The sequence below is a fragment of the Caballeronia sp. AZ7_KS35 genome (assembly GCF_023631045.1).
GTDB lineage: Bacteria > Pseudomonadota > Gammaproteobacteria > Burkholderiales > Burkholderiaceae > Caballeronia > Caballeronia zhejiangensis.
This window is the reverse complement of record NZ_JALQDV010000003.1, coordinates 185192-198769: the sequence shown is the minus strand read 5'-3', so window position 1 is coordinate 198769 and position 13578 is coordinate 185192. Positions and strand designations below refer to the sequence as shown.

The 13578-nt window shown below is 66.3% G+C and carries 14 protein-coding genes; 7 read left to right on the top strand and 7 right to left on the bottom strand.

Annotated elements, in window-relative coordinates:
• Nucleotides 1–8 precede the first annotated feature (8 nt).
• Nucleotides 9–1031, top strand: coding sequence for a CaiB/BaiF CoA transferase family protein (locus tag NCT05_RS07075; RefSeq protein WP_034471999.1), 1023 nt, complete (start codon nt 9–11; stop codon nt 1029–1031).
• On the opposite strand, the gene NCT05_RS07070 is transcribed toward NCT05_RS07075, so the two are convergent.
• From NCT05_RS07070 to alr, 3 genes are all read right to left on the bottom strand, one after another.
• Nucleotides 1028–1291: a DUF2866 domain-containing protein gene (locus NCT05_RS07070; RefSeq protein ID WP_008350121.1), complete on the bottom strand. Its 264-nt coding sequence runs from the start codon at nt 1289–1291 to the stop codon at nt 1028–1030. The two genes, NCT05_RS07075 and NCT05_RS07070, sit on opposite strands and share 4 nt — an antisense overlap.
• Before the next feature lie 162 nt (nt 1292–1453).
• Nucleotides 1454–2839: a DNA repair protein RadA gene (gene radA, locus NCT05_RS07065; RefSeq protein ID WP_175979974.1), complete on the bottom strand. Its 1386-nt coding sequence runs from the start codon at nt 2837–2839 to the stop codon at nt 1454–1456.
• Between the two features lie 39 nt (nt 2840–2878).
• Nucleotides 2879–3949 carry an alanine racemase gene (gene alr, locus NCT05_RS07060; RefSeq protein WP_250434561.1) on the bottom strand — a complete coding sequence of 357 codons (1071 nt, stop codon included), beginning with the start codon at nt 3947–3949 and terminating at the stop codon, nt 2879–2881.
• 281 nt (nt 3950–4230) lie between these two features.
• On the opposite strand from alr, the gene lplT reads away from it, so the two are divergent.
• Genes lplT through thiD form a run of 4 tightly spaced genes read left to right on the top strand, consistent with a single transcriptional unit; the run spans nt 4231 to nt 7833 of the window.
• Nucleotides 4231–5538, top strand: coding sequence for a lysophospholipid transporter LplT (lplT, locus tag NCT05_RS07055; RefSeq protein ID WP_008350127.1), 1308 nt, complete (start codon nt 4231–4233; stop codon nt 5536–5538).
• A gap of 13 nt (nt 5539–5551) precedes the next feature.
• Entirely contained in the window at nt 5552–6367 is an 816-nt protein-coding gene (gene thiM, locus NCT05_RS07050) for a hydroxyethylthiazole kinase (RefSeq protein ID WP_034472006.1), read from the top strand.
• Nucleotide 6368: 1 nt separating this feature from the next.
• Entirely contained in the window at nt 6369–7016 is a 648-nt protein-coding gene (thiE, locus tag NCT05_RS07045; RefSeq protein WP_250501988.1) for a thiamine phosphate synthase, read from the top strand.
• A 10-nt stretch (nt 7017–7026) separates the two neighbouring features.
• The gene (thiD, locus tag NCT05_RS07040) at nt 7027–7833 is read left to right on the top strand and encodes a bifunctional hydroxymethylpyrimidine kinase/phosphomethylpyrimidine kinase (RefSeq protein ID WP_309792133.1); all 807 of its coding nucleotides are present in this window, start codon (nt 7027–7029) and stop codon (nt 7831–7833) included.
• A gap of 11 nt (nt 7834–7844) precedes the next feature.
• Here thiD and NCT05_RS07035 read toward each other — a convergent pair whose 3' ends face one another.
• From NCT05_RS07035 to tsaB, 4 genes are read right to left on the bottom strand one after another with little or no spacing between them, the layout of a single operon-like run.
• A complete protein-coding gene (locus NCT05_RS07035; protein ID WP_250496808.1) occupies nt 7845–8828 on the bottom strand; it encodes a DUF1853 family protein in 984 nt (327 codons plus the stop codon).
• Complete coding sequence (locus NCT05_RS07030; RefSeq protein WP_008350137.1) at nt 8828–9721, bottom strand: uracil-DNA glycosylase; 894 nt, start codon at nt 9719–9721, stop codon at nt 8828–8830. The genes NCT05_RS07035 and NCT05_RS07030 overlap by 1 nt, the downstream gene beginning before the upstream one ends.
• Nucleotides 9708–10202, bottom strand: a complete 495-nt coding sequence (gene rimI, locus NCT05_RS07025; protein ID WP_008350138.1) for a ribosomal protein S18-alanine N-acetyltransferase — start codon at nt 10200–10202, stop codon at nt 9708–9710. Before rimI ends, NCT05_RS07030 begins: the two co-directional genes overlap by 14 nt.
• A complete protein-coding gene (gene tsaB, locus NCT05_RS07020; protein WP_174447729.1) occupies nt 10199–10978 on the bottom strand; it encodes a tRNA (adenosine(37)-N6)-threonylcarbamoyltransferase complex dimerization subunit type 1 TsaB in 780 nt (259 codons plus the stop codon). The genes rimI and tsaB overlap by 4 nt, the downstream gene beginning before the upstream one ends.
• Nucleotides 10979–11156: 178 nt before the next feature.
• Between tsaB and NCT05_RS07015 the strand changes: the two genes are divergently transcribed.
• Both NCT05_RS07015 and NCT05_RS07010 read left to right on the top strand, forming a co-directional pair.
• Nucleotides 11157–11426 carry an acyl-CoA-binding protein gene (locus tag NCT05_RS07015; RefSeq protein ID WP_008350142.1) on the top strand — a complete coding sequence of 90 codons (270 nt, stop codon included), beginning with the start codon at nt 11157–11159 and terminating at the stop codon, nt 11424–11426.
• A gap of 474 nt (nt 11427–11900) precedes the next feature.
• Nucleotides 11901–13547 (top strand): DEAD/DEAH box helicase, encoded by a 1647-nt coding sequence (locus NCT05_RS07010; protein ID WP_244808013.1) that lies wholly within the window; start codon nt 11901–11903, stop codon nt 13545–13547.
• The last annotated feature ends 31 nt before the right edge of the window (nt 13548–13578 follow it).

The window sequence follows — 13578 nt, the reverse complement described above, 5'->3', positions numbered from 1 at the left end:
TCGACAACTTGACGACGCCTTCCCTCACCGGCCTGCGCGTGCTGGATCTGACGCGGCTTCTACCCGGCCCCATCGCCACGCTACGGCTCGCGGAACTCGGCGCCGATGTGCTCAAGATCGAGCCGCCGGGCGAAGGCGACTACACCCGCACGATGCTGCAAAGCGAAGCCGATCGGCAAAGCGGCACGCCGAGCGCGTTTTATCGCATCGTCAATCGCGGAAAGCGGCAGCTCACGCTCGATCTCAAAACGGACGAAGGCCGCGCGAAATTGATCGAACTTGCGCGCGATGCAGACGTGCTCGTCGAGAGCTTTCGACCTTCGGTGATGGCGCGGCTGGGCGTCGGCTACGACGTGCTGCGCGAGGCAAATCCGAAGCTCGTCTATTGCGCGATCACCGGTTTCGGCAGCGAGGGACCGTTCGCGCAGAAGGCCGGACACGATCTGAACTACATCGCGTATGCGGGCGTGCTGGATCAGCTCGCGGCGCGCGACGGCACCCCCATCGCGCCGAATTTCCAGTTGGCGGATCTGCTCGGCGGCGCGCTTTCGGCGGTCATGGAAATACTGGCGGCGGCGTGGCACGTCGCGCGCGGCGGCGAAGGACGTTGCCTGAATGTGTCGATGACGCACGCGGCGCACGCGCACAACGTGATGGCGCATATCGCGCTCGCCAATGCCGACGAAGCCACGACGCGCGCGGGCGCTGGCCTGCTGAACGGCGGCGCGCCCTGCTATGACGTGTATCGCACGCGCGATGACCGTTTCGTCGCGGTCGGCGCGCTGGAGCTGAAGTTTTGGCAGACCTTGTGCGAAGCGCTCGGCCGTCCCGATTGGGCGACGCGGCACTGGAGCCTCGGACAGGCGATCGGCGGTGCGGACGCGGCAGACTTGTCCGCGCAGCTTGCCGCGATTTTCCGCGAACGCACGCGCGACGAATGGATGACGTTGCTGGAGCCGCTCGATTGCTGCGTCGCGCCCGTGCTGACGCCTGCCGAAGCGGCGGCACACCCGCTTTTCAGAAGCGCCTAACGCCGCGGCAAGACCTGACGCGGCTGACGTTCGTCGTCGACGAGCACATGCTTGCGGCCCGTCACATGCTCGCGAATGGTCGCGACGACTTGATCCTCGGTGACATCGGCCGCGACGACGCGACGCGAGATCTGGCCTTGCTCGTCGATCCATTCGACGATCCGGCAGCCGCTGCCCCAAGGCTGCTGAAGCGGCGCGGAGACGCGGCATCCGCGCAGGTGGAAAGCGGGCTTCGGCCGGGCTGAATTAGCGTGTTTCAATGCGTGGTCCTCTCGATCCTTCCGGTCACTTCGCGTGTTGAAATGCCCTTGGCGAAGTTGGCCGGGTCCGTAGCCCTGTAAGGATAGGAAAACCGCGCGTCCGTTGGGTTACATTGCGCAACGGGATTTTTACACGCCGTTACGAAGGGTCCGATCGCGAAATCATTCGAGGTCGCGAACGCGGTCGATCGCTTCCTCGATGCGGTCCACGGCGATCACCTTCAGACCGTCGATGGCCTGCTTGGGCGCGTTCGCCTTCGGAATCAGCGCGACGGAAAAGCCTAGCTTCGCCGCTTCCTTCAGGCGATCCTGCCCGCGCGGAGACGGCCGGATTTCACCCGCCAAGCCCACCTCACCGAACGTAATGAGACCCTTCGGCAGCGGCTTGTTGCGCATCGACGAGTGGATCGCGAGCAGCACGGCGAGATCGGCGGCGGGCTCGGTGATCTTCACGCCGCCGACCGCGTTCAGGAACACGTCCTGATCGAAACACGCAATTCCCGCGTGCCGATGCAGCACCGCCAGCAACAGCGCCAGCCGGTTTTGTTCCAGCCCGACCGCGAGCCGGCGCGGATTGGGCACGTGCGCGGTATCGACGAGCGCCTGCACTTCGACGAGTAGCGGCCGCGAACCTTCCTGCGTCACGAGCACGCACGAACCCGCGACGCTCTGCTCGTGCTGCGACAAAAATAGCGCCGACGGATTGGCGACGCCGCGCAAGCCCTTTTCCGTCATGGCGAAGACGCCGAGCTCGTTGACGGCGCCGAAGCGATTCTTGAACGCGCGCACGAGCCTGAACGACGAGTGCGTGTCGCCCTCGAAATACAGCACGGTATCGACGATGTGCTCCAGCACGCGCGGTCCCGCGAGGCTGCCCTCTTTCGTCACGTGGCCGACCATGATGATCGACGTGCCCGTCTGCTTCGCGATGCGCGTGAGTTGCGCCGCGCACTCGCGCACTTGCGCGACGGAGCCGGGCGCGGACGTCAGCGCTTCCGAGTAGATCGTCTGAATCGAGTCGATGACGGCGACTTCAGGCCGTTGCTCATCGATGGTCGCCTGGATCTTTTCGAGCTGGATTTCCGCGAGCAGCGCGAGATCGCCCGCGGCGCTCGCGCCGCCGATCAGTCCGAGCCGCTGCGCGCGCAGCGCGATCTGCGCGCCGGATTCCTCACCGCTCACGTAGAGCGCCGGCCGCTCGCGCGCGATTTCGGCGAGCGATTGCAGTAGCAATGTCGATTTGCCGATGCCCGGATCGCCGCCGATCAGCACGACGCCGCCCGGCACGAGCCCGCCGCCCAGCACGCGATCGAATTCGCCGACGCCCGTCGTGAAGCGCGGCACGTCTGACGCCTCGATTTCCGCGAGCTTGCGCACCGGCGAGCTCTTCGCGAGCGCCTGGAAGCGATGGTTCGACGCCGTCTGCGCCACCGATTCGGTCAGCGTGTTCCACGCGTTGCATGCGGCGCACTGGCCGGTCCACTTCGGCGATTCCCCGCCGCATTCGCTGCACACATACAGCGTTTTTGCCTTCGCTACTTTTGCCACTCGAAGCCTTGCCTGATTTCTTGTTGTTGATTTCGTGTTTTATTCCGCGCGCACCGGCACGCGTTGCGCGATCGCGCACATGAGTTCGTAGCCGATCGTGCCGGCCGAGCTCGCGACATCGTCGATCGGCAGATTCGCGCCCCACAGTTCCACGCGCGAACCGATGCCGGCGTTCGGGCACGGCGTCAGATCGACGGTCAGCATATCCATCGACACGCGGCCGACGAGCCGCGTTCTCACGCCGTCGACGATCACGGGCGTGCCTTCGGGCGCCACGCGCGGATAGCCGTCCGCGTAGCCGCACGCGACCACGCCGATGCGCATCGGCGTTCCCGCTGTATACGTCGAGCCATAACCGATGCTGCTCCCCGCGTCGACCGTCTGCACGGCGATCAGCTCGGACTGGAGCGTCATCGCGGGCTTGAGGCCGGTATCGGCGATATCCGCGGTCACGCCCGACGGCGATGCGCCGTACAGCATGATGCCGGGCCGCACCCAGTCGAAGTGCGCGCCCGGGTGCCACAAGAGCGCCGCCGAGTTCGCGAGACTGCGCGCGCCCGCGATGCCTTCCGCGCCGCGTTCGAACGCTTCCAGTTGATGCGCGATGCCGCGCGGGCCATCGGCATCGGAAAAATGGGTCATGAGCGTGATCTGGCCGACGCCCTGCACGGCGCGCGCGCGCTCCCACGCGGCGCGGAACTTCTCGGGCGTATAGCCGAGCCGGTTCATGCCGCTGTTCATCTTCAACTGAATGTTGACCGGTTTCGACAGCCGCGCCATTTCCAGCATCCGCAACTGCTCGTCGCAGTGCACGGCCGTGGTGAGGCTATAGCGGTCGATCACGTCGATGTCGGTCGGCCGGAAAAAGCCCTCGAGCAAAAGAATTGGCCCGGCCCACCCCAATTCACGCAACTTCGCGGCTTCTTCGAGGTCGAGAAGGCCAAAGCCGTCCGTTGCGCGCAAACCGGGGAACGCCCGGGCGAGACCGTGGCCATATGCATTGGCCTTGACGACGGCCCAGATCTTGGATTTCGGGGCGTACTTGCGTGCAACGGCCAGGTTGTTGGCGAGCGCGGCGGTGTGAATTGTTGCTGAAAGGGGGCGCGGCATGAGCGTTTGGTGGAATTGCAACGAGTGCGGTCTAAAAGGCCAGCATACGCGAGCGGGACGCGTCCTGCTGCGCCGACCGGGACGCCTTGCGAATCAGTATGTTATGAGGAATCACGAACACAGGCGCGTCATTTCTGGCGCGATCGAGATTACTGCTAGTCAGAATGCGCCTATTTTCGTGTTATAAAGCCGTGCACACAACCCATTTCGAAAGGCATAAGCCCGAGTGCACGACCGGTGCCCGGGGCGGATCACCCGCAGTGAGGAAAGCTTCGGATCAGATGAAAAAAGGTTTTTACACCATCATGGCCGCGCAGTTTTTCTCATCGCTGGCCGATAACGCTCTACTGATCGCTGCCATTGCACTGCTGAAAGACCTTCACGCCCCGAACTGGATGACGCCGCTGCTCAAGCTGTTCTTCGTCCTGTCGTATGTGATTCTCGCGGCTTTCGTCGGCGCTTTCGCGGATTCCCGGCCCAAGGGCCACGTCATGTTCGTGACCAATTCGATCAAGGTCGTGGGCTGCGTGACGATGCTCTTCGGCGCGCATCCGTTGCTCGCGTATGGCATCGTCGGGTTCGGCGCGGCGGCCTATTCGCCCGCGAAATACGGCATTCTGACCGAGCTCTTGCCAGCCGATCGGCTCGTCGCCGCGAACGGCTGGATCGAAGGCACGACGGTCGGCTCGATCATCCTCGGCACGGTCATGGGCGGCGCGCTCATCAGTCCGCATATCGCCAGTCATCTGCTGTCGCTGCACATTCCGCGCATCAACACGCCCGCCGAAGCCGCAATGCTCGTCATCATGCTGATGTACGTGATCGCCGCGATCTTCAATCTGCGCATTCCCGACACCGGCGCGCGCTATCCGAAGCAGGAGACGCGGCCGCTCAAGCTCATCACCGATTTCGCCGACTGCTTTCTCGTGCTCTGGCGCGACAAGCTCGGCCAGATCTCGCTCGCCGTCACGACGCTCTTCTGGGGCGCAGGCGCGACGCTGCAGTTCATCGTGCTGAAATGGGCCGAAGTGTCGCTCGGCATGACGCTCTCGCAGGCAGCGATCCTGCAGGCGGTGATCGCGGTCGGCGTCGCGGCGGGCGCGGTGCTCGCGGCCGCGCGCGTGCCGCTCAAGCGCTCGCTCAGCGTGCTGCCGGTAGGCATCGTCATGGGACTCGCCGTCATGCTGATGGCCTTCTACACGCGCCATCTCTTTCCCGCGCACTGGGGCATCTACTTCGGCAAGATGCACTTCCCCGGCTATCTGCTGATCGCATATGTGTTCCTGATGATCGTCGGCGGACTGTCGGGCTTCTTCGTCGTGCCGATGAACGCGCTGCTCCAGCATCGCGGGCACGTTCTGCTTTCCGCCGGGCATTCCATCGCCGTGCAGAATTTCAACGAAAACCTGTCGGTGCTCGTCATGCTGTGCCTCTACGCCGTGCTCGTGTGGCTCGACGTGCCGATCCAGTTCGTCATCGTGCTGTTCGGCTCGTTCGTGTGTCTCATGATGTACTTCGTGATGCGACGGCATCAGGCCAATCAGCGCGCGTTCGATTCGGTCGCGCTGATCGGCGAAGCGCGGCACTGACCCTCTTCGCATCATGCTTGCCGCCGATCTCTTTTCCTTCGTCACCCGCGTGCGCGAACGCGCGCCGCTCGTGCATTGCCTCACGAATCTCGTCGTCACCAACTTCACCGCGAACGTGCTGCTCGCGATCGGCGCCGCGCCCGCGATGGTCGTCGCGCGCGAGGAAGTCGGCGAATTCGCGGCCGTCGCCAATGCGCTGTCGGTCAATCTCGGCACGCTCGACGTGCCGCAGAGCCGCGCGATCCGCGCCGCCGTCGAGGCCGCCAACAGCGCGGGCACGCCGTGGGTGCTCGATCCGGTCGCGGTCGGGCCGCTCGCGTTTCGCACGGAATTTGCGTTCGATCTGCTCGATGCGAAGCCCGCGGTGATCCGCGGCAACGCGTCGGAGATCATCAGCTTGTCGGGGGGCGCAGCGAGCGGACGCGGCGTCGACAGCACCGCCGCCACCGATGCCGCGCTCGACGCCGCGCAGGTGCTCGCGCTGAAGACGCAGGCCGTCGTCGCGGTCACGGGCGAGACCGATTACGTGACCGATGGCCGCCGTGTCATCGCGATGTCGAACGGCTCGCCCTTGATGACGCGCGTGACGGGCGTCGGCTGCGCGTTGTCCGCGACGGTGGCCGCGTTCGTCGGCGCGGCGCCGGATCGCGACGCGTTCTGGTCCGCGACCGTCGCCGCCATCGCCTATTCGACCATCGCGGGGGAACTCGCCGCGCGCGACGCCGCGCTGCCCGGCAGCTTCGCCGTCGCGTATCTGGACCGGCTCGCATCGCTCGATGAAGCCGCGTTCGGCAAGACGCTCGTGCAGCGCGACATCGTTGCCGGCTGACATGCGCGCTTCGTTCGATCTCTCGCTCTATCTCGTGCTCGATCCCGTGCAGTGCGGCGGTCATGACGCGGCGGTTCGTGTCGCGCGCGCCGCGCTCGAAGGCGGCGCGACCATCGTGCAACTGCGCGCGCCCGAGTGGCACAAGCGCGCGTGGTTCGATCTCGCGCGCGATCTGCTGCCGATCACGCGCGCGCACGGCGTGCCGTTCGTCGTCAACGATCATGTCGATGTCGCGCTGGCTGTCGGCGCGGATGGCGTGCATATCGGCCAGCGCGATCTGCCCGCCGATGTCGCGCGCCGACTGCTCGGGCCGGACGCGCTGATCGGCCTGTCGGTATCGAATCTCGATGAAACCGCCGACGCGGCGAAACGCGCGGGCGTCGTCGATTATCTCGGCGCGGGTCCGGTGTACGCGACGCCGACCAAGACCGACGCCTCCACGCCCTGCGGCATCGAGGGTCTCGCTGAAATCTGCGCGGCCGCGCATGTGCCGACCGTCGCGATCGGCGGCATTCAGGCGCATAACGCCGCAGACGTCATGCGCGCGAAGCCGGCCGGTCTCGCGGTGGTGTCGGCGATCTGCAAGGCGGCCGATCCGCGCACGGCGGCCTCGGCGCTTGCCGCGACCATCGCACAGTCACGCATCTAAGCTCATGGCAATCACGAAAACCATTCCGAACGTCCTCACGATCGCCGGCTCCGACTCGGGCGGCGGCGCGGGCATTCAGGCCGATCTGAAGGCGTTCTCCGCGCTCGGCGCGTACGGCGCGAGCGTCATCACGGCGCTCACCGCGCAAAACACGCGCGGCGTGACAGCCGTTCACGCGCCGGAGCCCGCGTTCATCGCGGCGCAGCTCGACGCCGTGTTCGACGACATCCGCATCGATGCCGTGAAGATCGGCATGCTGGCGAACGCGGGCATCGTGCGCGCGGTCGCCGAGGCGCTCAAGCGCCATCGGCCGAAACATGTTGTGCTCGACACCGTGATGATCTCGAAGAGCAATCACGCGCTGCTCGCGCCGGAAGCCGTTGCCGCGTTGCGCGACGAATTGCTGCCGCTCGCGACGCTCGTCACGCCGAATCTGCCGGAAGCGGCGGCGCTGTTAGGCGACGAAAGCGCCGCCGACGAAGACGCGATGGTCCGTCAGGGCGAAGCCTTGCGCGCGCTCGGCGCGCGGGCCGTGCTGATGAAAGGCGGCCACCTTGCATCGAACGACAGTCCCGACTGGCTGATCGAGGCGGCGGGCGCACTCAGGCTCGGCGGCGCGCGCGTGCCGCTCAAGAACACGCACGGCACGGGCTGCACGCTGTCGTCGGCGATCGCGGCGCTGATTCCGCAAACCGACGATCTTGCGAGCGCGACCGCCGAGGCGAAGCGCTATCTGACCGGCGCGATCGAAGCGAGCGTGCGGCTCGACGTCGGTCATGGCGTCGGTCCGGTGCATCATTTTTTCCGCTGGTGGTGATCAGCCGGTGATCAGTCCGCCGACGCGGCGAACGCCCGCGCGCGCTCCGGCCAGTCGTCCGGCACGATGAAGCCGCGCGATTCCTCCACGAAATTTCCCGCTTCGTCGCGCGCGTAGGCGGCGACCATCGTCGGCGCGATCGTGCCTTCGAGACGCGCGCGAATCGCATCCGATTCCGCGATCAGCGTTTCGGCGGAATCCGCATCGAGCCGCCGCGACGCGAGCCACGCCATGCGCGGCTGCACGACCCACGCGCGCTCATCGTCCGACGCATTCGAGCGCGCGTCGCGCCATTCCGACGCCGTCAGCCACCATCCGCGCAGATGGTGCTCCCCTATTTCGCGCGCGGGCACGACCTCGTCGCCGCCGAGCCCGTGATAGAAAAGCCGGCCTTTGATGAACAACTGCGCCTGCCACGGACCGTCGAAGCCGAGCAACGCGAACTCGGCGCGCCGCGTCAGCGCCAGTTGATGCGTGAGAAGCCGCTCGTGCTTGATATCGAAGCGATCCTGCAGATTCGGCCCGACGTAGTTCGACAGACGCGCCGCGCGCGCCGCATCGCCGTCGCTATCGTCGATATGCAGGTAGAACTTCACCGCCAGCTCCCAGTGCAGCCGCGCGCCATCCGCCGATTCGAGCAGGAAATCGCATTCGCCGATGGTGCGCCGCTGTTGCCGCAACGGCACGTTCGCCGCGATGAGGCGCGCCGCCGGACCGTGCGCGAGAAAAAAGCGGATGAGGCTCTCGGCGTAGATGCCGAGGCGCGTGAACTTCGGATCGCGCGCGTGATCGTGCAGCGGCTGCGGCGCGGCATCGAGCGCCTTCAGCCACACGAGCGTCGCGTCGCGCTCCGCTGTCGACGCGAACGGATGCGCGAGCGCGGCGTCGCCTTCGCGCAGCAGATCGGGAGCGAACAGAAGCCAGGCGAGATCGCGAACCGTGACGTCGCCGAAACGATCGACGAGACGCGTGAGATCGCTCGCCCGGGCCGTCATCAGACGCCGCCCTTCTCTGCTCCTTGCTCGACGCCGAGCGCGGCGAGCGCCTCGCGATACGTATTGCGCGCGAGGCAGAGATCGGCCCACGCCTTCGACTTGTCCTGCAGGCTGCGCAGCAGATAAGCCGGGTGATACGTGACGACCACCGGCACGCCACGATACTCGTGCACGCGTCCGCGCATCGATGCGATGCTCGCCTCGTTCTTCAGCAGACTCTGCGCGGCGAAGCGTCCCATCGCGACGATGACCTTCGGCTTCACGAGTTCGACCTGCCGTTGCAGATACGGCTCGCAGCGCGCGACTTCGTCGAGCTCGGGATTGCGGTTGCCGGGCGGCCGGCACTTGATGACATTCGCGATATAGACGTTCGTCTGCCGCGACAGCGTGAGCGCGCGCAGCATGTTGTCGAGCAGCTTGCCCGCCTGGCCGACGAACGGCTCGCCTTGCTTGTCCTCGTTCTCGCCCGGCGCTTCGCCGATCAGCATCCAGTCGGCTTCGCGATCGCCGACGCCGAAGACCGTGTTCGTGCGGCGCTCGCACAAACGGCAGCGCTCGCAGTTCGCGACGCGTTCGGCGAGCGCATCCCACCCGAGCGTGTGGATGTCGCTCGGGGCTTCCGCGGTGGCGGGCTCGACATGGAGCGGCGTTTCGTCGGTCCAGGGGAGATCGTCGTAGGCGTCGAGCGGCGGCGCGTCGGATTCGGGCTGTGCGGACTGGAGCGGCTTCGGCTCCGGCCGCATGTCGACGACGACGGGCGCGGGTGCTTCCGCCATCGAGGCGATCGCTTCAGGCGTGCGCTCTTCCTCGACCTTCGGCGCGGGCGCAAGCCCACGCCGTACCCAGACCGGCCCGATTCCCAACTCTTCGATCAGCATTTCATCGAGCGCCATGCGCAGTCTCCTCCGTAAACGACAGACGCATGACGATTGCGTCCTCGCGCGAGCGATGCCGCGCGGGGTAATAGTTCTTGCGGCGTCCGATGGCCGCGAAGCCGAAACGCTCGTAGAGCTGGATCGCGCGCGGATTGGACGGCCGCACTTCGAGCAGCACGCCTTCGAGCTTCTCCGCGCGCGTGATGCGGACCGCTTCGCGCAGAAGCGTCAGACCCGCCCCCGCCCGCTGCGCAGACGGTGCGACGCACAGATTGAGCAGATGCATCTCGTCGACGACGGGCATCAGCACGCAATAGCCGATCAGCGTGCCGGTCACATGGCGCAGACACACGCCGAAATAGCCATTGCGCAGCGAATCCTGAAAATTGCCGCGGCTCCACGGAAACTCGTAGGCGAGCTTTTCGACCGCGGCGACTTCGTCGAGGTCCGCTTCCGTCATCGGTGTGAGATACCGATCGGCCAGCAGCACGCCGCTCACCGAAGCGCCTCCTCGCGAGCCTGCATGCGTTCGGCCGTCGTCTGGGCGACCTTGTCGCGCACATATTCGGGCGCGGCGTGTTCGGGTGCGACCGCGCGCCCAGCCCGCCAGTCCCGCAAGCCGATGAGCGCGACCGGCAACGCGTGCGGCAGCGCTTCGCGATCGACACGCGCGGCGGCGGCGAGCGCCGGCAGACGATCGCCGAATGCGGACGCGGCGTTGCCCGCGAGCGCGAACGGCACGTCGGGCAGAGGCAGCGCGCCGGGCGCATCGAGCGCGGCCGGATGCAGCGTGCGCCAGTCGCCGGCGGCGGCATCGAATTCGAAATCGGCCCAGTACGCTTCATCCATGCGGGCGTCCAGCGCCGCTAGCACGCGCGCTGGGATCGACGGATCGTTCAGGCGCGCGTGCTCCGCGCAGGCGAGCAGCGTGCTCACCGGCACGACCGGCACGTTCAAACCGAACGCCAGGCCTTGCGCCACGCCTGTCGCCGTGCGCAAGCCGGTGAACGAGCCCGGGCCCGCGCCGAATGCGATCGCCGCGCAGTCGGCGAGCGCGAGCCCGGCGTCGGCGAAAAGCTCGCGCACGGCCGGCAAAAGGCGCGTGCTCGACACGGCGCCGGTCGCCTCGTGGCGAAACCACACGCGCGTGTCGCCGTTCACGTATTGAGGCGCGGCGGAGTTCGGAGTGGCGGCGAAAGCGCTGTCGGCGAGCAGGAGCGCGACGGAGCAAAATTCCGTCGAGGTGTCGAGGGCGAGCAAAACGGTGCGTGTCATAGCCGGTATTGTAATGCGGGACATGCGCCGGATTCGCGTGATCGGCGATACGCGGTCGACCCAATTCGCGTCCGCAAGGCGTCTGGAAGGCGTCCTCGGTTGGAGGAAAGCCTCGACCGGGCTCGCGCGTCTCGCTTGCTAAGATCGTCCGGTCCATCTCGATAACAACGGAGAACGCATGACCGACATCGATCAGCAATTCGCCCAAGCGCAGTCCGACGTGACTCAACTGCCCGAGCGTCCCGGCAATCTCACGCTGTTGCGCCTTTATGCGCTTTTCAAGCAGGCGAGCATCGGCGACGTGCAAGGCGAAAAGCCGGGCTTCACGGATATCGCCGGCAAATACAAATACGAAGCGTGGGCCGCGCTGCAAGGCACGCCCGCCGACGACGCCAAGGCACGCTACGTCGAACTCGTCGAATCGCTCAAGCGGGGCGAGGCGGCCTGAGGTTCCGGCCGGCGTCGGCCAGTTCCAGCGGACCGGCCGCGCCGTCCGATGCCCGAAGATGGCGCGGCGATGCGTCAAAATGTGGCGCAGTGCAGCAAATTCCGATATACTAGCGGTCAGCGCTCGATTGCGGGTGGCGAGCCTTCCGGCAAGTCCCACGCAGCAAGGCGCTTCGTAGCGTTTCGCTCCAATCCAGTTTAGAAACTGTCCCCTTCCTGCCAGGCCTTTGCGTCGCATTTGCGCGCAGCACGTTTCTCGGCCCGTCATGCATCAGGCTGACGTCAGCGCCCGTCGTTCTCTTCGGAACGATCGAGCCTGCCGTATCCGATACAGCTTCTAACAAAGATACTCGCCGCACGTTCGCGCGAGTAGCCTACGTTTTTCGATTTGCTCGCTGTTTCTTCGCTCGCTGAATCCAACGACCTGGGTATGCCGATTGGCGCCGACGCCTTATTCCTCGTTTCAAGGATCGACATGACTTCGAGCTTCACCGCTAGCCCGTTGGACAATCTCGCAGCAAACATTGGCATCACCCCCTCGGCCGATACCCCGGCCACCGACGCACCCGCCGACAAGCCCGCCGGCCCCACTTTCGAATCGCTCGGCCTTTCCGCCGACATCGTGTCCGCGCTGACCGCTGCGGGCTACGAATCCCCGACGCCCGTGCAGCAGCGCGCGATTCCCGCCGCGCTCGCCGGCCGCGATCTGCTCGTCTCCAGCCCGACCGGTTCGGGCAAGACGGCCGCGTTCATGCTGCCCGCCATCGAAAAATTCGCGCAATTGCAAAAGCTGGAAGCGCAACAGCCGCGCGCGCCGCGCGACCCGAACGCAGCGCGTGGCCGCCGTCCGCAGCCGATCGCGCGCCCGAAGCTGCTCGTGCTCACGCCGACGCGCGAACTCGCGATGCAGGTTTCCACCGCCGCGACCACGTACGGCAAGCATCTGCGCCGCCTGCGCACCGTCAGCATTCTGGGCGGTGTCGCGTATGGCCAGCAGCTCATGCTCCTCGCGAAGAACCCTGAGATTCTCGTCGCGACGCCGGGCCGCCTGATCGACCATCTGGAACGCGGCCGCATCGACCTGTCGGAACTCAACATGCTCGTGCTCGACGAAGCCGATCGCATGCTCGACATGGGCTTCATCGAAGACATCGAGACGATCGTCGACGCGACGCCCGCCTCGCGTCAGACGCTGCTCTTCTCCGCGACCATCGACAGCAAGATCACGTCGCTGACCGGCCGGCTGCTGAAGGATCCGGAGCGCATCGAGATCGTCCAGAAGCTCGAAGCGAAGAGCAACATCGCGCAGACCGTGCATTACGTCGATGACCGCGATCACAAGGACCGCTTGCTCGATCATCTGCTGCGCGGCGAAGGCCTGGATCAGGCGATCGTATTCACGGCGACGAAGAGCGACGCGGATCTCATCGCCAACCGTCTCGCCGACGCGGGCTTCGAGTCCGCCGCGCTGCACGGCGATCTGCCGCAAGGCGCGCGCAACCGGACGATCCGCGCGCTGCGCGAGCGCCGCGTGCGCGTGCTGGTCGCGACCGACGTCGCCGCGCGCGGCATCGACATTCCGGGTATCACGCACGTCTTCAACTATGACCTGCCGAAGTTCGCGGAAGACTACGTGCACCGTATCGGCCGTACCGGCCGTGCTGGCCGCAGCGGCACGGCGGTGAGCCTCGTGCACTACGCCGAAATGGGCGCGTTGAAGCGCATCGAGCGTTTCGTGCGCGCGCCGCTGCCGGTGAACGTCGTCGCAGGCTTCGAACCGCGCAAGGCGCCGCCGAAGGGTGGTTTCGGCGGCGGCCGTGGCCGTCCGGGCGGTAACGGCGGTGGCCGTCGCTTCGGTGGCAATGGCGGCGGCAGCAGCAGTGGCCGTGGTTACGGTCCGGGCAACGCCGGCGGTTATGGCAACAAGTCGAATGCAGGTTCTCGCGAAGGCGGTTATCGCGATGGCGGCGGTTATCGCGGCGGCAACAGCGATGGCGGCTACCGTGGCGGCAACAGCGACGGCGGCTATCGCGGTGGCAATCGCGAAGGCGGCTACGGCTCGCGCGACGGCTACAGCGCACGCCGTAACGACGGCCCGCGCGCCCCGCGCCGCGGCAACTAAGCTGCTTGCGGGAAGCGGTTCCTGATACCGC